This window comes from Sphingorhabdus sp. (assembly GCF_044239045.1).
Classification (GTDB): domain Bacteria; phylum Pseudomonadota; class Alphaproteobacteria; order Sphingomonadales; family Sphingomonadaceae; genus Sphingorhabdus_B.
Map to the genome: position 1 here is coordinate 45,000 of NZ_JBIICD010000004.1, position 19,340 is coordinate 64,339.

Annotated in this window: 19 protein-coding genes and 1 tRNA gene; 12 read left to right on the plus strand and 8 right to left on the minus strand. The window is 55.1% G+C overall.

Going from position 1 to position 19,340, the window contains the following annotated elements; translation table 11 throughout:
• Nucleotides 1–212: 212 nt before the first annotated feature.
• Nucleotides 213–839, minus strand: a complete 627-nt coding sequence (locus ACILP4_RS02455) for a (d)CMP kinase (RefSeq protein ID WP_395619164.1) — start codon at nt 837–839, stop codon at nt 213–215.
• 91 nt (nt 840–930) lie between these two features.
• Nucleotides 931–2,265, minus strand: coding sequence for a 3-phosphoshikimate 1-carboxyvinyltransferase (aroA, locus tag ACILP4_RS02460; RefSeq protein WP_395619165.1), 1,335 nt, complete (start codon nt 2,263–2,265; stop codon nt 931–933).
• 155 nt (nt 2,266–2,420) lie between these two features.
• On the opposite strand from aroA, the gene ACILP4_RS02465 reads away from it, so the two are divergent.
• The 7 genes from ACILP4_RS02465 (at nt 2,421) to spt (ending at nt 7,679) form a co-directional block, all read left to right on the plus strand.
• Nucleotides 2,421–2,738, plus strand: coding sequence for an FYDLN acid domain-containing protein (locus ACILP4_RS02465; protein ID WP_125231048.1), 318 nt, complete (start codon nt 2,421–2,423; stop codon nt 2,736–2,738).
• 73 nt (nt 2,739–2,811) lie between these two features.
• Nucleotides 2,812–2,887, plus strand: a tRNA-Ala gene (locus ACILP4_RS02470).
• Between the two features lie 163 nt (nt 2,888–3,050).
• On the plus strand, nt 3,051–4,103 hold the full coding sequence (gene obgE / locus ACILP4_RS02475) for a GTPase ObgE (protein WP_395619166.1): 1,053 nt from the start codon (nt 3,051–3,053) through the stop codon (nt 4,101–4,103).
• Nucleotides 4,088–5,218, plus strand: coding sequence for a glutamate 5-kinase (proB, locus tag ACILP4_RS02480; RefSeq protein WP_395619167.1), 1,131 nt, complete (start codon nt 4,088–4,090; stop codon nt 5,216–5,218). The genes obgE and proB overlap by 16 nt, the downstream gene beginning before the upstream one ends.
• The gene (locus ACILP4_RS02485) at nt 5,215–6,123 is read left to right on the plus strand and encodes an NAD-dependent epimerase/dehydratase family protein (RefSeq protein WP_395619168.1); all 909 of its coding nucleotides are present in this window, start codon (nt 5,215–5,217) and stop codon (nt 6,121–6,123) included. The genes proB and ACILP4_RS02485 overlap by 4 nt, the downstream gene beginning before the upstream one ends.
• 90 nt (nt 6,124–6,213) lie before the next feature.
• On the plus strand, nt 6,214–6,459 hold the full coding sequence (locus tag ACILP4_RS02490; protein WP_395619169.1) for an acyl carrier protein: 246 nt from the start codon (nt 6,214–6,216) through the stop codon (nt 6,457–6,459).
• A 20-nt stretch (nt 6,460–6,479) separates the two neighbouring features.
• On the plus strand, nt 6,480–7,679 hold the full coding sequence (spt, locus tag ACILP4_RS02495; RefSeq protein ID WP_395619170.1) for a serine palmitoyltransferase: 1,200 nt from the start codon (nt 6,480–6,482) through the stop codon (nt 7,677–7,679).
• A 66-nt stretch (nt 7,680–7,745) separates the two neighbouring features.
• Here spt and ACILP4_RS02500 read toward each other — a convergent pair whose 3' ends face one another.
• The 3 genes from ACILP4_RS02500 to ACILP4_RS02510 are packed head-to-tail and all read right to left on the minus strand — an operon-like array spanning nt 7,746 to nt 10,161.
• On the minus strand, nt 7,746–8,669 hold the full coding sequence (locus ACILP4_RS02500) for a hypothetical protein (RefSeq protein ID WP_395619171.1): 924 nt from the start codon (nt 8,667–8,669) through the stop codon (nt 7,746–7,748).
• A 33-nt stretch (nt 8,670–8,702) separates the two neighbouring features.
• Complete coding sequence (locus tag ACILP4_RS02505; RefSeq protein WP_395619172.1) at nt 8,703–9,674, minus strand: diacylglycerol/lipid kinase family protein; 972 nt, start codon at nt 9,672–9,674, stop codon at nt 8,703–8,705.
• A 10-nt stretch (nt 9,675–9,684) separates the two neighbouring features.
• Nucleotides 9,685–10,161, minus strand: coding sequence for a DUF2141 domain-containing protein (locus ACILP4_RS02510; protein ID WP_395619173.1), 477 nt, complete (start codon nt 10,159–10,161; stop codon nt 9,685–9,687).
• A 127-nt stretch (nt 10,162–10,288) separates the two neighbouring features.
• Between ACILP4_RS02510 and lptF the strand changes: the two genes are divergently transcribed.
• The 3 genes from lptF to ACILP4_RS02525 are packed head-to-tail and all read left to right on the plus strand — an operon-like array spanning nt 10,289 to nt 13,806.
• Complete coding sequence (gene lptF, locus ACILP4_RS02515) at nt 10,289–11,527, plus strand: LPS export ABC transporter permease LptF (protein WP_395619174.1); 1,239 nt, start codon at nt 10,289–10,291, stop codon at nt 11,525–11,527.
• Nucleotides 11,528–11,530: 3 nt separating this feature from the next.
• Nucleotides 11,531–12,619 (plus strand): LPS export ABC transporter permease LptG, encoded by a 1,089-nt coding sequence (gene lptG, locus ACILP4_RS02520; RefSeq protein ID WP_395619175.1) that lies wholly within the window; start codon nt 11,531–11,533, stop codon nt 12,617–12,619.
• A gap of 35 nt (nt 12,620–12,654) precedes the next feature.
• A complete protein-coding gene (locus ACILP4_RS02525; RefSeq protein WP_395619176.1) occupies nt 12,655–13,806 on the plus strand; it encodes an N-acetyltransferase in 1,152 nt (383 codons plus the stop codon).
• A gap of 185 nt (nt 13,807–13,991) precedes the next feature.
• Here the strand turns inward: ACILP4_RS02525 and ACILP4_RS02530 are convergent, their stop codons facing one another.
• Complete coding sequence (locus ACILP4_RS02530; protein ID WP_395619177.1) at nt 13,992–14,318, minus strand: DUF952 domain-containing protein; 327 nt, start codon at nt 14,316–14,318, stop codon at nt 13,992–13,994.
• 179 nt (nt 14,319–14,497) lie between these two features.
• Here ACILP4_RS02530 and ACILP4_RS02535 point away from each other — a divergent pair, with 179 nt between their 5' ends.
• Nucleotides 14,498–15,109, plus strand: a complete 612-nt coding sequence (locus ACILP4_RS02535) for an outer membrane protein (RefSeq protein WP_395619178.1) — start codon at nt 14,498–14,500, stop codon at nt 15,107–15,109.
• Nucleotides 15,110–15,368: 259 nt separating this feature from the next.
• On the plus strand, nt 15,369–15,818 hold the full coding sequence (locus ACILP4_RS02540; RefSeq protein ID WP_395619179.1) for a thermonuclease family protein: 450 nt from the start codon (nt 15,369–15,371) through the stop codon (nt 15,816–15,818).
• A 169-nt stretch (nt 15,819–15,987) separates the two neighbouring features.
• Here the strand turns inward: ACILP4_RS02540 and ACILP4_RS02545 are convergent, their stop codons facing one another.
• Nucleotides 15,988–17,043: a ribonucleotide-diphosphate reductase subunit beta gene (locus tag ACILP4_RS02545; protein WP_395619180.1), complete on the minus strand. Its 1,056-nt coding sequence runs from the start codon at nt 17,041–17,043 to the stop codon at nt 15,988–15,990.
• 150 nt (nt 17,044–17,193) lie between these two features.
• On the minus strand, nt 17,194–19,068 hold the full coding sequence (locus ACILP4_RS02550; RefSeq protein WP_395619237.1) for a ribonucleoside-diphosphate reductase subunit alpha: 1,875 nt from the start codon (nt 19,066–19,068) through the stop codon (nt 17,194–17,196).
• Between the last annotated feature and the right edge of the window lie 272 nt (nt 19,069–19,340).

Genomic DNA, 19,340 nt, shown 5'->3' on the forward strand with positions numbered 1-19,340 from the left:
TCGGTTGGTTCCGACGGTCTTTGACCAGAGTTGCCCTGATGCCCGAATAGCAGCAAGGCATTCAAATACGGCGTATGTCGAGCAAAATACCCATATCATGCTGAACTCGTTTCAGCATCCATCCATCAACTTAGACCAATGGCCAGCGAAGCGTAATGGACCCTGAACCAAGTGCAGGGTGACGGTGTGTTCTATCGATACACTCCGGCCACTTAGCTCTTGCGAAGTCGAGACTCCACCAAAGCGATCGCGGCTTGAACGGCGTCGCCTATAGTCAAATCACCGGTATCAAGCAATAGCGCGTCTTCGGCGGGTTTTAATGGCGCGTCGGCGCGTCCCATATCGCGCGCATCGCGGATGTGGATATCGGCAATGATATTCGCCAGATCTATATTTATGCCCCGCCGCTGCATTTCATCATATCGTCGCTGTGCGCGGACCTCCGCAGGCGCCGTGATGAACAGTTTCATGTCCGCATGAGGGGCGATGACTGTCCCGATGTCGCGCCCGTCGAGTAACGCGCCGCTGGGCTGGTTAGCAAAGTCCACTTGCCGCTTGTTGAGTGCCGCGCGCACCTCGGGGTGGGTCGATACGCGACTTGCTAACCCGCCAACTTCCTCATTTCGCAAGACAGGGTCATCCAGCAAACTGTCAGGGAACATGCATCCCGCCAAAGCGTCCGCCGGTTCTTCGGGGCTTCCTTGGTTCAATTGCACCTGCCGTCCCACAGCACGGTACAACAGGCCAGTATCCAGAAACGGTAGGCCAAAATGCGCCGCCAATGCCTTGGAGATTGTGCCTTTGCCAGAGGCAGTTGGCCCGTCAACGGCGATAATCATGCATCTACACGGCGCTTCATCTGCGCCGCCTCGATTAAAAAACTGCCAACAAAGCCAATAAGGTCGGCGGCAAAGGGCGATAGATATTCGCTCAATTTTGAACCTGTAAATTTTGAAGGATGGTTTCAAATGTCGGGAAACTCGTTGCGATGGGCGATACGTCATCCACATGGACAGCGTGATAGACATTCTGGCCAGCAACGGCGAAGCTCATAGCGATACGGTGGTCAAGTGCGCTTGTCACGGTCGCATTGCCCTCAAGTGGTTCCCCGCCACTGCCGTCGATGATCAGGCCGTCTTCGCGTTCGTCTACCTTTGCGCCAATAGCTTTCAAGCCAGTCGCCATGAGCGTGAGCCGGTCTGATTCTTTAACGCGCAGTTCATCGAGGCCGCTGGTCGTTGTCCGGCCCTGCGCCATGCTGGCAGCTACGAAGAAAACCGGAAACTCGTCTATCATGCTCGGCGCAACATCTGGTGGCACATCGATGCCGCGCAAAACTGAATGCCGCGCGGTGATATCCGCCACGGGTTCTCCTCCAACTTCGCGCATGTTGGAATATGTAAGATCAGCACCCATCGCTTCCAGCATTTTGTAAATGCCTGTGCGGGTCGGGTTCATGCCGACATGGGTGACGGTGACCTCACTACCGGGCGTAATTAGTGCCGCAACAATGAAGAAGGCTGCGGAGGACGGATCGCCGGGAACCTCAATTTGCTGCGGCTGCAGTTCGGCCTCCCCCATCAGGCGGATATGTCGAACGCCATCGGCGTCAATCTCAACCGTCAAATCCGCGCCAAATCCGCGCAGCATGCGTTCGCTATGGTCGCGAGTGGGTATAGGCTCAATCACTTCGGTAATGCCCGCGATGTTCAACCCTGCTAGTAAGACCGCACTTTTGACTTGCGCGGAAGCGACCGGCAGGCGGTAACGGATAGGCACGGCAGGCACCAATCCGCGCACCATCAATGGCAACATTCCGCCGGGGCTTGGCGTAAACTCCGCGCCCATCTGGCTGAGTGGGTCAATTACGCGGCCCATCGGGCGTTTGGACAGGCTTGCATCGCCAATGAAGGTTGCGGTTAGCCGGTGGCTGGCGACCAGTCCCATCAGTAACCGTGTTGATGTGCCGCTATTGCCCATATCAAGCGCGCCATTAGGCTGCATCAGGCCGCCCACGCCGACGCCATTCACGGTCCAATTGCCTTCACCATTGCGTTCTATCTGCGCACCCATTGCCCGCATGGCAGCAGCGGTAGCGAGCACGTCTTCGCCTTCCAGTAAGCCGGAAATCTGGCTTTCCCCTACCGCAAGCGCGCTCAACATAAGCGCGCGATGCGAAATCGATTTATCTCCAGGAACCTTAAGCGTGCCACGTAAAGGGCCGCTGGGCTTAAAACTGCCGGGTCGGGAAGGGGCGTTGTGCATGATGTTCTGCGCTTTGCGGATGATGTGCGTTCAAGTCAACGACCACAGTAATTTTTGACAGCGGCGCGTCGCTGTGGCAAAGGCCGCGCCAATTGACGGTGATTCACAGATGTGCGTTGCCTTTCCAAGCCAGTTTAAAAGGATTTAAGCCCGCCATGATCAAGGCTGAATGGGGAACCAAGCGCACTTGCCCGAAATGTGGCGTTCGTTTTTACGATCTGACCAAGGACGAGCCGGTTGAGTGCATCGAATGCGGCAATCAGTGGACACCAGAGCCAGTTCTGAAATCGAAGCAGCCATTGCCGTTTGAAGAAGCCGAGAAGAAGAAGGACGACTCGGACCTGGCGGATGATGATCTCGACATTGACGTCGATGCCGTTGACGGTGACGTTTCGCCCGACAATGATGTCGACTTGGGCGGTGACGAAGATCTTGGCGTTGCTGGCACAGAAGACGAGCCCGACGACATCTAATCTTCGGACTTGATATATAAAGGAGCGCCCGCTAGTGGCGCTCCTCACCAAGGCCGCCAATGGGCGGCAAGATGGGGCCTTAGCTCAGCTGGTAGAGCGCTACACTGGCAGTGTAGAGGTCAGGGGTTCGACTCCCCTAGGCTCCACCAACCTTCTTCTTCACGTCATGCTGAACTTGCCTCAGCATCCATTTGCCAGCTTCGCCCGAAGAGTGGAGACGCACGATGGACCCTGAAAGAAGTTCAGGGTGACAAGCTTGGGTATTGAACCCAGCGCTGGCTAAAACCAGCATTCTCCCCTAAAGGCCGCAATATGCATTTTCTTGACCAAGCAAAAATATTTGTCCGTTCCGGCGCAGGTGGCCCGGGCGCGGTCAGCTTTCGGCGGGAAAAATATGTTCAATATGGCGGCCCCGACGGCGGCAATGGCGGCAAAGGTGGCGATGTCATTTTTGAAGCTGTGGCGGGGCTGAACACACTTATCGACTTCCGCTATGCACAGCATTTCAAGGCAATGCGCGGCATTCAAGGCATGGGCCGTGACCGCCATGGCGCTTATGGCGATGATCTTGTCATTCATGTGCCCGTAGGAACGCAGGTGCTGGCCGATGACGAAGACCGCACTTTGTTGCTCGACTTGACCGAGGTTGGCCAGCGCGTCGTGTTCTTGCGCGGTGGCGATGGTGGCCGTGGCAACGCGTCTTATAAAAGCTCCACTAACCGTGCCCCACGCCAACATGGTCCCGGCTGGCCGGGTGAGGAAATGTATGTCTGGTTGCGGTTAAAGCTGCTCGCCGATGCTGGCCTTGTCGGCATGCCAAATGCGGGAAAATCGACCTTCATCAATCAGGTGTCGAATACCAAGGCGAAAGTCGGCGACTATCCGTTCACCACCACCCGCCCGCAACTGGGTGTCGTCGACCATAAATCGCGTGAGTTCGTGTTGGCTGATATTCCGGGGCTAATCGCTGGCGCTGCCGAGGGCGTTGGTATTGGCGACCGTTTCTTGGGCCATATTGAGCGCTGCCGCATACTCATTCATTTGATTGATGCGACGCAAGATGACCCGATTGCCGCCTGGCACATCGTGTGTGACGAATTGAGCGAATATGGTGCAGCTTTGGATGAAAAGCCCCAGATTGTCGCGCTTAACAAGGGCGATTTGCTGGATCCGGAATTGATGGCCGACATTGCCGAGCAGCTGCATGCCGCTGGCGCGCAGGATGTCATCGCGATTTCGGGCGCGACGGGTCAAGGCGTCGACTTGGTCCTTGACCGGGTTTTGGAGGCACTGCCTGCCAAAAGCGGGATTGAAGGCGCAAAGGCCGATGGCATCACTGAGGATGGGACATGGTCGCCAATCTGAACGCCGCATTCCTACCGGCATTTTGCCCCTTATTGGTGGTGAAGGTCGGCTCGTCGTTGCTCGTACAGCCTGACGGGACTGTAAGGCGGGAATGGCTTCAGACGCTCGTTGCGGACATCAGTGCGCGGCATAAGGCGGGGCAGCGGTGCATCATTGTCACCTCGGGCGCGATTGCGCTTGGTGCCCGCCGCTTGGGTTTTGACAAGGGTGGCCGCGCGAGTCTTGCCGATGCGCAAGCTGCCGCGTCAGTGGGGCAGATTGTGTTATCGGGCATTTGGGCGGACTTGCTGGAAGGCCAGTCCTTGGCTGCAGCACAAATGCTGGTGACGCTCGATGATCTTGAGGATCGCCGCCGGTATTTGAACATCGCCGCCACGCTTGACCGACTTTTGGGCGCAGGTGCGGTGCCCGTCATCAACGAAAATGATAGCGTCGCTACCGAAGAAATCCGTTTTGGCGATAATGACCGTTTGGCCGCACGTGTTGCGCAAGCGGCTGGCGCGACAGGCGTCATATTGCTGTCCGATGTTGATGGTCTTTTCGACCGCGCACCCCATTTGCCGGGCGCCGTGTTGTTGCCGAGCATAGACAAGATTGATGGCCGCGTGCGGGTGATGGTGGCGGAAGGCTCCTCCTCCGGCATGGGGTCCGGCGGGATGGCGTCAAAATTGGATGCAGCGGATATTGCGACGCGGGCCGGGATTGGCCTTGTGATCGCGTCCGGTCTACGTGACCATCCGCTTGCCGTGCTGGAGCAAGGCGGTCCGGCGACCTTCTTCGCCCCGCGCGAGGGTGGCTCAGCGCGCAAAAGCTGGCTTGGCGGACGGCTGACAGTCAAAGGTCGGATCCGCATTGATGATGGCGCGGTGCAAGCGCTTAAGACAGGCAGCAGCCTTCTGCCGGCAGGAGCGCTGTCGGTTGAAGGCGAGTTTAAGCGCGGTGACGTCATTGACATCAGCACCGATGACGGCATTCCGATTGCGCGCGGACTGTCCGAATATGACGCAGTAGATGCCGCGCGCATTTGCGGACATCGATCCAGCGAATTGGCAGGCATATTGCGCACCGTGCCACGATCGGTGCTTGTCCACCGCGATCAACTGGTGCTTTTGTGAAGACCGTTGCGCTGACGGGAGCGACGGGGTTTGTCGGGCGGATCACGCTGGACCGATTGGTAGCCGATGGCTGGCACGTGCGGGCGCTAACGCGGCGGGACCAGCATAAGAAAGCAGCTGTGTCATGGGTTCATGGCCGTCTGGATGATCCGGCCAGCCTCAATGAATTGTGCAAAGGTGCGGACGTCGTGTTGCACATTGCTGGCGTCGTCAACGCGCCCGATGCGGCAGGCTTCGAAAGCGGGAATGTGACAGGTACGGCCAACATGATTGCCGCTGCACAGTCGGCGGGCATACACCGTTTCGTCGCGGTCTCCTCACTCGCCGCCCGCGAACCGGGGCTGTCATTATATGGCGCGAGCAAGGCCAATGCTGAAAATTTAGTGAAGGCATCGACGCTGGACTGGACCGTCATTCGACCGCCCGGCGTCTATGGCCCCGGTGATACCGAAATGTTAGATATGTTCCGTATTGCGGCCAAAGGCTGGGCTTTGCTGCCGCCGCGCGGCCGCGTGTCGGTAATCCATGTCGATGATCTGGCGCGTTTGCTGGTGACCTTGTTGCCGGCCGAAAATGTGTCAAAATGCCTGTTTGAAGCTGATGATGGCACGGCTGGCGGGTGGAGCCATGAAGCCTTTGCCAAAGCCATCGGCGCGGCGGTCGGCCGCAACATTAGGGCTGTGCACGCACCGGGCTTTCTTTTGAAATTCGCTGGATGGGCGGACCGCGCAATTCGTGGTCCAAAAGCGAAGCTGACGCCGGATCGCGCCAATTACCTTGCGCATCCCGACTGGACAATTGACCCAAAAGCGATGCCAGAGACTGCGCTTTGGCAGCCGGAAATTGCAACGGCTTCTGGCCTGAAAGACATCGTAGACTGGTATCGCAAGCATGGGTGGATGTAGCGCCTTAGCCTTGCCCTTTTGCCGCCTTATTCGCTTGCCATAGCGCAGACTTATGGGGCATTGGCCGCTTATCATATCGAGGATGTAAGAATGACAGACCGAAGCGAAATGTTTGATCGCCTCAAGGGCTTGATTGAACCATTTAACAAAAAAGGCGTCGAGGTTGTTGAGACAACGACTTTTGCAGGCGACCTCGAATGGGACAGCCTGACCGTTATGGATTTTGTCGCTGAAGTCGAAGACAGCTTCGACATCATCATCAGCATGAATTTGCAGGCTGAGATCGAAAATGTCGGCCAGTTGGTCGATGCCGTGACCAAGCTAATCACTGCTTAAAATTTGCACGAGAGACGGTAATGACTGACTTATTTTCAAAATTTGACGCCTTGATCGCTCAGCGCGAAGGTCTGCTCGCCACCGGCGTAAAAGACCCGTTCAGCCTGGTGATGGAAGAAGTGAAATCGCCCACCGTCGCTGTCGTCAATGGCAAGGAAACGATCTTGCTCGGCACCTATAATTATATGGGTATGACTTTTGACGATGACGTCATTGCGGCAGGTAAAAAGGCTTTGGACGAATTTGGCGCCGGTACGACCGGCAGTCGCGTCCTGAACGGTACGTTTCAGGGCCACAAGGAATGCGAAGACGCGTTGAAGGAATTTTACGGGATGGACCATGCCATGGTCTTTTCTACGGGCTATCAGGCGAATTTGGGCATCATTAGCACGATCGCTGGCAAGGGTGATTACATCATCCTCGACATCGACAGTCATGCCTCGATTTATGATGGCTGCAAAATGGGTGACGCTGAAATCGTCGCCTTCCGCCACAATGACGTTGAGGCCCTCGAAAAGCGCCTGAAGCGGCTTCCGGCGGACGCAGGAAAGCTTGTCGTGCTTGAGGGCGTTTACTCCATGCTGGGTGACGTTGCGCCACTGAAGGAAATGATCCGCCTCTCGAAAGAGGCAGGTGCGATGATCCTCGTCGATGAAGCGCATTCGATGGGCTTTATCGGCGAAAATGGTCGTGGCGTGGCCGAAGAGCAAGGCGTGCTCGATGATGTCGACTTTGTCATTGGCACCTTTTCCAAATCGGTGGGCACCGTGGGTGGTTTCTGCGTGTCGAACCATCCCAAGTTTGAAATCATGCGGTTGGTATGCCGTCCTTATGTGTTCACCGCCTCGCTTCCGCCGGCGGTTGTCGCTTGTTCCGCGGCGAGCATTCGCAAACTGATGCACAATAAAAACAAGCGTGCGCATTTGTGGGAAAATTCAAAAAATCTGCATCAGGGGCTGCGCGATCTGGGCTTCCAATTGGGTACGCCAAACGCACAAAGCGCCATCATCGCAGTCGTCATGCCCGATCTGGAAAAGGGCGCGGCGATGTGGGCAGCATTGCTTGAAAATGGGCTTTATGTGAACTTGGCCCGCCCACCTGCAACACCTGCGGGCATGACTTTGCTGCGTTGCTCATTATGCGCAGAGCATAGCAGCGAGCAGGTGGTCGATATTCTCGATCGTTTCGAACGCGCGGGCAAAGCCGTCGGGATTATCTGATAGGAAGATCGTGACCAAGCGGGATCGCAATGCCCGCTTCTTGCTTCCGCCCAACATTTTTAACGGTTAACGCACGGCGCCCTTTGCCCATAATTTCGGCACCAGAAAGAGCGCTGCGACCAATGGCCATTTGCGTTGCCATGGCCGGATGATGATCTGTGTTCCGGCGTGGCGGTTTATCTTCCACGCCAGATAATCAATCCCACCGGCATAGGTGAACGCGGCCTTGGCAAGCCTTGCGATGGTCAGCAATTTGCCGCGCCGGCGCAAGCTAGGCCAACGATTTTTCTCCTGCGCAATTCTGCCATCTACATCCGGCAACAACAGGACTTTGTCGCCCCGCATCTCGTTTGCTATATGGGTGTGACCTAACGCCGCGATACCAAAACGACGATAACGTTCGGGGTCGAATGCGATGACCGATGACGGCCGGTCTTTGCGTTCGGCACGCAGTTCGGCACCATAGGTCATCTGGAACCCAGACTGCCACAAATCGAGAACGTCTACCGGACGTTCGACAAATGCCAGTGCAGCATTGAGCAAAGTTGGCGCGGCCCCGGAAATGGCGATGACCGCCGCATGTTGCGCCCTATCATCGGCGCACCAAACGAGGCGCGAAGGCTGCGCAAATCTGGCCCAAACGGACACGGCGGATGCGGCTGGTCGGTTAAGGTCGTGAAAGTCGCTTTCGCTTAAAACCGCCACTTTGGCGATTAGGCCATCATGTTGAAACGGGAAAACATTGGGCGGCAGACGCCGGTTCCATGTCGCGAGCCAAGATTTGCCATAAGCAGCGTCATAATCCGATACGATCAGGTAGAAATCGAGCATTTCGCCTAGCAATTGCTCTGACCGCAAACAGGATCCATAGAATAACACCGCGCGCGCGGCGTCGCCATATTGCGCCGCAATGTGGGCGGCGAAGTCACACACTCCGGACTGCACTGGAACAGCCAATTCTTCAGCGACAAGTTGCGTGAGCGAGAGCATATTTTGGGCCTTAGCCGCCTTTATCGACGCTTGTTAAGCGGCCAGTTTCAAGAACGGGACGGGCGGTGTCGAACGAAGAACAATGGGACTGCCGCGATGGGCCTGAAATACTTCGCCGTCCAGAACAACGCTGCTTTGTTCACTGTCAATGCGGATGACATCACCTTGTTGGAAATGCACGCCGGTCATTGGGGTTTGCCCTAATTTGCCCCGTAGCGACGCGGCGATCATTTTAAGCATGGCCATTGGTTTTTGGTCCACCGCTAGAAATTTCATCAGCCCGCGTTGCTTGTCATTGCCAGCCTGGCCACCCAATAACAGCTTTTCCAACGTCGTCACAATCAGCACGGAAAATGTGCCATGCAACTCACCATTGCGGATGAATGAGATGCTGACGGGTTTGGATCGTTGGGGCAGGAAGCTTGCCGGAACACGAACAATTGTCGAAAACAAAACGGCAATTGCGGTCAAAAAATGGCTCAGTCCGTTGGGCAGGCCCAAGGGGTAAATTTTGTGCCGACAATATAAAATCGTTTCGGCAAGTCCTGCACCGCCCAAAAACATGCCCAGAACCGGACGCGCACCTTCGCTGCCATCGCTCAGGGCAATGAGTTCGCGCACCACGATATGCTTTGACAGGTCGCCTTTTGCGACTTCAATAATCCGCGAAAGCGCCTCCAACGGGTCGCCTTCTGCGCCCAAGTCCAAGGCAATGAGGTTCGTCTTGCCATTGGGCAATACAGCCACTGGTGGCGGAGTGCCTTCGAAATGACCGCCATGATAAAGTTCTGTCAGGGCGGATTGCACCGTGCCATCGCCGCCGTTGATGACCAGCACCTTGGGCTTGACGCGCGCAATCATCTCCAAAGCTTTGGCGATCTGGCCGATTTCCTCGACTTCATAATGGAATATATCCGGATTTTTGGCGCAATAGGTGCGAACGGCTGGCAACATAGATCGGTTGCCAGTTGAATTCGGGTTCGAAAGGAGCGCCACTAAAGCCAAATAACAACCCTCACATATATTTCAGATTGACTGTAATACGCGTAACGCCCGGTCCAGCTTCGAAAGCAACCTTGTTAACCGACGGCTTGCCCAAATTCAGAATGCTGATGCTTGGGTTGTTGGAAAAACCGCCGCCGTCTTGGCTAATGTCAGTCTTGCCATTGCCATTGCGATCATGCCGGACTGCGATGCCATATTTGCCTTCGGCAGGAACCGGGATACAGATATTCATGCTGCCTTCAGTGGCGGGGCTTTCGACACGTTGCAGCCAGCGGCCCTTTGCCAACCATGCACCGGGAATTGCGGGATAGGACTGAACGCGGATTTTCCCGCTCGATTCCTTAACGCCGCGTATCTGAACGAGCACAGCCGGCCCATTGCCCGACGTGCATCGTGACATATCATTATTCAGCTCTTGGTTGGCCGCAGACGCGCCGGAAACCAAAATCAGACCAACCACAGCCACAAGAGCGACACATTTTTTCATCTCAATACTCCTGGAACTTCATGTCTGTGATCCGCACTTTTTCGGATAGCATCGATATTGCCCCTGAACCTGTAAACGTCTATCGGGTGAGTTTGCGGCCAAATTAGGGTGACAGGGCGACCATAAGTTGAAATTTCTAACTGCCACTGACCGCTACATCTTCCGGCTGGTAATGTTGCCGCTGCTTGCGACCCTCGCAATTGCCGCATCATTATTGCTGCTGGAAAAGATGCTGAACCTGTTTGACTTTGTGGCAGCAGAAGGCGGACCGGTCAGCGTCGTGTGGCGCATGCTTGCCAACCTTGTGCCCGAATATTTGTCCTTGGGTATCCCCATCGGCCTGCTGCTTGGCATCTTGCTGGCCTTCCGCCGATTGGCGACATCCTCAGAACTCGACATTTTTCGCGCAGTGGGCATGAGTTATTTTCGCCTGTTGCGTGTTCCATTCATGCTCGCAATCGCCCTTGCCGCCGTCAATTTTGCGATCGTTGGATTTATTCAACCAAGCTCGCGCTATTTGTATGAAGAGCTGCGCTTTGAACTACGTTCAGGTGCCTTTGGCGCGAAAGTACGGGTGGGGGAGTTTAACAATGTTGGCAAAAACCTGACCGTCCGCATCGAAGAGAGCCGCAATAACGGCAATGCACTGTCGGGTCTTTTTGTTTTCGCGCAAAGCAACAGCGGCCAAACCATTGCAGTAACATCGGAGCAGGGTCAGTTTCTGCGGACTGATGATCCTGACACGATTTTGCTACGGCTTGAGAAAGGAACCCTTGTTCATGATGCACCCAATTATTCATCGCCGCGGGTGTTAAGCTTTACCAGCCATGACATCCCCATTCCATTGCCAAAGATCGAAAATTTCCGCACACGTGGTGGCAAAGATCGCGAATATCTAATCACTGAGCTGGTACAAATCGGCTTGGATGCCCAGAAACCAGCGCTTGATCGCAACCGGGCTTGGGCCAATTTCCATTTCCGCTTGGCGGAAGTCGCCATGATGCTGTTGCTACCATTGCTTGCATTGGCATTGGCGATTCCGCCGAAGCGATCAACGTCGGCGCTTGGGGTGTTTTTGTCAATTGTGATGGTGGTGACCTATCATAAGATCAATGAATATGCCGAAGACGTGGGTGGTATGGGCATCGTTGACCCCATCATTGCTCTGTGGGTGCCATTCTTGCTTTTTGCAGCACTCATTCTTTGGATGTACCATATCATCGCGCATGTACCGGGCGGGCAACCGATTGGCGCGCTAGAAATATTTGCTACAAAAAGCGGCAAATGGGTAAAGCGCATATTCCGGTTCGGCCGAAAATCGCGGCTTGCGACCATTGGCATGCCTGCTCAATCGGCGGAGACATAGGCCATGCATTTCTTCCCATCGCGTAACATCACCATCTATATGGCAAAGCTATTCATCATTCGCAGCTTTGCGGTGCTGATGATGCTCGTTTTGATATTGATGACGCTGGATCTGCTGGGTGAAAGCGGCAAAATCCTCTCGGTTCCTGGGAATGACCAAGGCGATGTGCTGCATTATATTTCGATGCGCGCGCCGCAGATTATTGCAAGATTTCTGCCATTCTCCGTATTGCTTGGAACCCTGATCACTTTTGCCGGGCTAAGCCAGAACAGCGAAGTGGTGGCGATGAAAGCAGCTGGATTATCGGCGCATCAAATTTTGGCGCCTATGTTTGTTGCCAGCCTGGGTGTTGCACTAATATCCTTTGTTTTCAACGATACCGTCGTTGCACCCAACACCGCGCAGTTAAAAGTATGGCAAAAAGCGGAATATGGCGCGGTGGCACCCGATAACAACGGCCGCAGCATTATATGGGTGCGTGAGGGCGACGATCTTATCAAAGCCGGCAATGTTCTTGGTTCTGGCAACGACACTGTGCTGGAGGACGTCCGGGTATATCTGCGCGCCAATGGCGGGCTGCGACAAGTGATCACCGCTACCCGCGCGCGCTATACCGGCGAAGCTTGGCAACTTGAAAAGACACGCTCGTTCAATGTGGCGACAACAACCGAAACGCGCGCCGAAGCCCTTATCGTGGGTAAAGGTATCACACCCGACAGGTTCAATGTGGTCAAAGTGGATGGTGACAGTCTTGCTTTCCTGCCACTCATGCGTGCAATCGACGATCTTAAGGCCGCTGGCCGCCGCACGGATAACCTTGAAGGCATATTATGGCACAAGCTATCCGGGCCATTGTCCACATTGTTGATGCCCTTGCTCGGCGCTGTGGCGGCTTTTGGCCTTGCTCGGTCCGGCGCGCTCTTTTTGCGGGCGGTCATCGGTATGGCCTTGGGCTTTACCTATTTTGTGGCGGATAACTTTGCCTTGGCGATGGGTAATCTGGGCGCATATCCGCCTTGGATTGCGGCATGGGGGCCGTTTTTGTTGTTCTTCTTGATAGGCGAAACGGTTTTAGTCCGCACCGAAGAATGAACGGCGCAGATCGCATAAGGTTTCAGGGATAGCATATGACAGATATCAACATTCGTCCGGTTACGACAAAGGCTGACAAACAAGCCTTTGTCGACCTGCCTTTCCGCTTATATGCGGACGATCCGAACTGGGTGCCGCCCTTGAAAAGCGACGTCATGGCAACGATCACGCCAGGTAAGAACCCGTGGTTCGAACATGGCGAAGCACAGTTGTTTTTGGCCGAGCGGAACGGACATATTGTCGGCCGTATTTCGGCGCATTTGGATTATCTCGCTTTGGCGCAGCCCCCCGAACAGGGCATGGGGCCGGGTGTGGGTAATTGGGGGTTTTTCGAAGCCGAAGACGCCGAAGTGGCAAAGATATTGATCGCAACAGCAGAAGGCTGGCTGCGCGACAAAAAAATGGTCCGCGCAATGGGGCCATTGAGCCTGTCGATCTGGGAAGAGCCGGGATTATTGGTGCAAGGTCATGATCACCCACCAACGGTGCTGATGGGGCATCATAACCCTGCTTATGGCGCGTGGATACAGGCGGCGGGCTATGCGGGGGTCAAAGACCTTTATACCTATCACATACCGATTGATGTGCCCTTGCCGCCTCTGGTGCAACGTATCGTCGCGTCGGGTGAGCGCAATGAACGGATTGTCATTCGTAAGGTCAATAAGGCCAATTTTGATGCCGAAGCGGCTATCATATTGTCGATATTGAATGATGCATGGAGTGGAAATTGGGGCTTTGTGCCTATCACGGATGCAGAAGTGGCGCATACCGGCAAGCAGCTTAAACCCATCGTATATAATGATTTAATCCGCATTGCGGAGGTTGATGGAGAGCCTGTGGCATTCATGATGACATGGCCTGATATCAATGAGAAAATCGGCACTTTCGGCGGATCTCTGTTCCCGTTCAACTGGGCAAAGCTGCTGTGGTGGCTCCGCGCGCCTAAGGTCCGCAGCATGCGTGTGCCGTTGATGGGTGTGGTCAAGAAATTGCAGGCAACACGATTGGCCAGCCAATTGGCGTTTATGATGGTCGCCTATATTCGCCATGATTCAACGAGTAAATTTGGTGCCTCGCGCGGCGAATTTGGCTGGGTATTAGACGACAATGGCCCGATGCAATCGGTGGGTGAGGCCATGAATGGCGAGATTAACAAGGTCTATCGCATTTACGAAAAACCCTTGTGATCTCCCGCCCAGACATAAGAGGGCGTCGACAGCCTAACGTCGAATAGCGTCGCCCACAGTGACGTACAGCATGGCCAGCGTAAATGATGTGAGCATGCCCATGAAAAGGGCGACGGCGGGAATTTGGATGACGTCCATAACAGTTTCCTTCGGTTAAGAAGGCCCTTATGGCGTCGGAAATAACGTCATGCTTTGATCTGGATCAAATGCCCCATAATCGCGTGCATGGGCAAATCGCCGTAAATATGCGGGAAAAGTGCACCGCCGCGTGACGGCTCCCATTTAATCACATCCTTGAGCAGGGTTAAATCCACCTCGGCAATCACAAGACCCTCTTGTCCGGCGAAGTGCTTGTCCAACGTGCCCTGAACCTGATCTTGCGTTGATAGATGGATATAGCCATCCGCCAGATCGACAGGCGCGCCGTGAAAGACGCCGTCCGCTTCAAATTGCGCCCATTGCGCGGCGGTCAGGATTTTGAATGCTGTGGCGGGCTGCGGCGTGTGATCCATGCGGCATTCATGTCCATATCGGACGGTCAGGGCAAGTGGGTTTCTAGCGAACCTAAAGCGTGCCTATAATGTCACAGCAATTTGTTGTTTTACATTCATGCAACTATCCACGCCCCTGCCGCATTTGGTTAACGACGTCGCAAGAATGGCGTCAGTTTGACTGAAAATGGAAAATGAAAATGCGTAAATTTTTAATTGGTGCAGCCTTCCTCTCCACTGCACTTGCAACCCCTGCCTTTGCGCAGGAGAATGCGCCGTTCACAGGGCCGCATATCGAAGCACTTGTCGGTTATGACGATGTGGCCGATGGTGACGGTGATTTAATGTATGGCGTGGTCGCTGGTTACGACTTTCAAATGGGCGGCGTGATTGCCGGTATCGAAGGTGAATTTGCCGATTCCGACGTTAACGGCGTGGCCAATGACTTGTTCGCCACGGGCGACTCGTTCCGGTTGAACACCGACCGCGATCTATATGTCGGCGCGCGCCTTGGCTTTGCTGTTTCGCCATCAACGATGATCTATGCCAAGGGTGGTTACACCAATGCAAAGTTTGAAGGCCGTTTTGACAATGGCGCAGGCACGATTTTCAACAATGGTGTCACGGCCGATGGCTATCGGATTGGCGCCGGAATGGAGCAAAAATTCAACCTGCTTGGGCCAAGTGGCTTCATCAAGGCGGAATATCGTTATTCTAACTATAAGAATCTCGACATCGGTGAAAATGATTATGATCGTCAGATCGACGTTGACCGTCATCAGGCGGTTATTGGCCTAGGCGTCCGTTTCTAATCCTTCGGAACCGCCATTGGGCAAAGCCCACATATGAAGCCGCCGGGCGCAATCCCGGCGGCTTTTGTATGATGATAGCGGCAGCTTGTTGCATCCACATCCGACCCAATGCAGCGCGCTTGGCGGCAAATGATGGCCTATTATGTAAAATATGTTATGATTACGCGGCGATGTCCGGATGTCGGCGGTGTTTACGAAGTCATGCGTAAATGCCCGGCGTACGGACCCTGCTCACATGCGCAAAAGGTCCAGTGCACATATGACTCGGTTTTTCTCGCTGACGCTGATGCTGTCGGCTGCCATTTTTGGGGGCGCGTGGGCGTCATCCGATTCCGCGCTGGCGGCAGGCGCGCGCGATGCCGAAAGCGCGGCATTCGGCCTGTGCAAAAGCGGCGGGGGCCCGAACTGCGTCGTGGATGGCGACACGATCTGGTATCGCGGTAGCAAGATCCGCATTGCCGATATCGACACCCCCGAAACGCATCAACCGCGCTGCGCGGCGGAGGCAGCGCGCGGTGCCGCGGCCACGCGGCGGCTACACCAACTCGTCAATGCCGGTCCCTTCACCTTGCAAAGCATCAACCGCGACGAAGATCGCTATGGCCGCAAATTGCGCATATTGACGCGCGGTGGCCAAAGCCTGGGCGAACTGTTGGTCGAAGAAGGCCTTGCGCGTTATTATGAAGGCGGCCGACGCAGCTGGTGCTGACCAGCCTTATCGCCGCCCCAAACACGCCCATATCAGTAGCGCCCCTTCGGACATGCGGGCGGACCTCGCCCCAACGTGTTGCGCACAAAAAACTGCCGCGCCTCTTTGCAGAAGCGCGGCAGCGGGAATGTCTAACGCGATGGCGTTTAAATCAGATCATGGAGAAGGCTTACTCTGCAGCAACGCCTGCTTGTTCAAACATGTCCATGCCGTCATTTTCGGCGGCTGCCTCAATGCCGATGATGCTTTTCTTCTTACGGTTGTCGAAGCTGTTCCATACTTGGCCCCAATCGCCGCGTGTCGACGCCTTGCTGTACTCGGTCGCGCGGGTTTCGAAGAAGTTGGCGTGCTCAACACCGTTCAACAATGGCGCGAGCCATGGCAGCGGGTGGTCTTCGACCATGTAGATGGGTTGGAAGCCAAGCTGACCCAGGCGCCAATCGGCGATGTAGCGGATGTAACGCTTGATTTCCTTGGCGGTCATGCCGGGGACGGGGCCCATTTCGAAGGCGAGGTCGATGAAATTATCTTCCAGACGGACGACCTTCTGGCAGCAATCGATAATGTCTTCCTTCACCGACTTGGTCAGGCAGCCACGCTCGGCGCAGAAGGCGTGGAACAGCTTGGTAATGCCTTCGCAATGAAGGCTTTCGTCGCGGACAGACCACGAAACGATCTGCCCCATGCCCTTCATCTTGTTGAAGCGTGGGAAGTTCATCAGCATGGCGAAGGATGCGAACAACTGCAGCCCTTCGGTAAAGCCGCCGAACATCGCCAAAGTGCGGGCAATGTCTTCATCGCTATCGACGCCGAATTGGTGGATATAATCGACCTTGGCCGCCATTTCTTCATATTCGAGGAACGCCGAATATTCGCTCTCGGGCATGCCGATGGTGTCGAGCAAATGGCTGTAGGCCGCGACATGGACGGTTTCCATGTTGGAAAAGGCGGTGAGCATCATCTTGACTTCAGTCGGCTTGAACACGCGGCCATAATGTTCGTGGTAGCAATTCTGCACCTCGATATCGGCTTGCGTGAAGAAACGGAAAATCTGCGTCAGCAAATTGCGTTCATGGTCCGAAAGCTTTTGCGCCCAATCGCGGCAATCCTCGCCCAAGGGCACTTCTTCGGGCAGCCAATGGATCTGCTGCTGGCGTTTCCAGAAGTCATAGGCCCAAGGATATTCAAAGGGTTTGTAGCTGTTACGTGCTTCTAACAATGACATCTTCGGTGCTCCAATTTTTCTCCCATAAGGGAGATATGTGGGGATTTTCCCCTGTTTTATCTATCGTCGCTCCAGCGGAGGCTGGCGCCTATCTCGTCTATCGGTTTCGACTGCGAGACGTGATGGGCCCCAGCCTACGCTGGGGCGACGTCACTGGCAGGCCAAGCATTCTTCATAATCGGTTTGGGCGGCAAGCTCGATAACGGGCGCTTCTGCGGTGTTATCCGCCTCAACCCCGCCCGCAAAACCGGCACGCTGAATCGATTTCGAACGCAGATAATAAAGCGACTTCACGCCCAATTCCCATGCGCGGAAGTGGAGCATGAGAAGGTCCCATTTTTCCACATCGGCAGGAATATAGAGGTTCAGCGATGTTGCCTGGTCGATATATGGCGTGCGGTCCGCGGCCAGTTCGATCAACCAACGCTGGTCGATTTCGAAGCTGGTTTTGAACGTGTCCTTTTCCTCTGGCGTGAGGAAATCGAGATGCTGGACCGAACCGCCCTTTTCCAAAATGCTGTTCCAGACATTGGTCGAATCCTTCGACTTTTCCTGCAACAGTTTTTCGAGATAGGGGTTCTTGACGATGAAGCTGCCCGACAAGGTTTTGTGCGTGTAGATATTGGCCGGGATCGGTTCAATACACGCGCTGGTGCCGCCGCAGATGATCGAAATCGATGCGGTTGGCGCGATCGCCATCTTGCAGGAGAAACGCTCCATCACGCCCATTTCCTCAGCGTCTGGGCAGGCGCCACGTTCGTTGGCGAGCATCATCGATGCTTCGTCCACTTGCGCGCGGACATGTTTGAAGAACTTCATATTCCAAGATTTGGCAAGCGCGCTTTCAAAGCCGACGCCGCGGGATTGCAGGAAGCTGTGATAGCCCATAACGCCAAGGCCGATCGACCGCTCACGGCTCGCCGAATATTTCGCCCGCGACATTTCGGGTGGCGCGCGATCAATGAAGTCCTGCAGCACATTGTCGAGCATGCGCATCACGTCTTCGATGAAGACCTTGTCGCCGTTCCATTCGTCCCATTTTTCAAGGTTCAAGGACGACAGGCAGCATACGGCCGTCCGGTCATTGCCCAAATGGTCACGACCCGTTGGCAAGGTGATTTCCGAACAGAGATTCGATGTCGAAACCTTCAAGCCCAGATCGCGGTGATGCTTTGGCATCGCGTTGTTCACGGTGTCGCTGAAGATGATATAAGGCTCACCGGTTGCAAGGCGGGTTTCTACCAGCTTCTGGAACAAGGACCGCGCATCGACCGTGCTGCGCACTTCGCCTGTTTTGGGGCTGCGCAGGTTGAATTCTTCGCCAGCGCGGACGGCTTCCATAAATTCGTCGGACAGCAATACACCATGGTGCAGGTTCAACGCCTTACGGTTGAAATCGCCCGACGGCTTGCGGATTTCGAGGAACTCTTCGATTTCGGGATGGCTAACATCCAGATAGCAGGCTGCCGAACCGCGACGCAGCGAACCTTGCGAAATCGCCAGTGTCAGGCTGTCCATGACGCGAACAAACGGAATAATACCGCTGGTCTTGCCGTTGAGGCCAACAGGCTCACCAATGCCACGGACATTACCCCAATACGTACCAATGCCGCCGCCGCGTGACGCGAGCCAGACATTTTCGTTCCAGGTGTTGACGATGCCTTCCAAGCTGTCATCGACGGAGTTCAAATAGCAGCTGATCGGCAGGCCGCGGCCCGTGCCGCCGTTGGACAAGACGGGCGTTGCCGGCATGAACCAGAGGCGTGAGATATAGTCATACAGGCGCTGCGCATGCGCCTCATCATCGGCATAAGCCGACGCAACGCGTGCAAACAGGTCCTGATAGCTCTCATCGGGCAGAAGATAACGGTCCTGCAACGTGTCCTTGCCGAATTCGGTCAACAAGGCATCGCGTGAAGAATCGGTGACGACATTGAAACGACGGACGTCGACAGACTTGCTCGACGCAGGCGCTTTGGCTTCAGCGATCTCGGCTTTTGCCGCTTCAGCTACTTTTTCAAGCATATCTGTCATCATTCCTGCGGTCATGTCGTCGGCCCCTTGGCCTGTATCCCTGAAATCCATTTTAACCTGTAGCTCCATTCATTGCGGCGACCCGAAACTGGGCGTCGGTTTTCCGACATCCAGCGACCAGCTGTATCTTGGCGGGAACCAATGTTCCCATATTGTTCGACTCAGGGCGCGAAACTCCCTGTTAGCATTCTTTGACCTTGTCAGGGGGAGTATTTTGACTTGTCCCCAGCTTATCGACGGGAAACATGCTCCCGCCGACACAT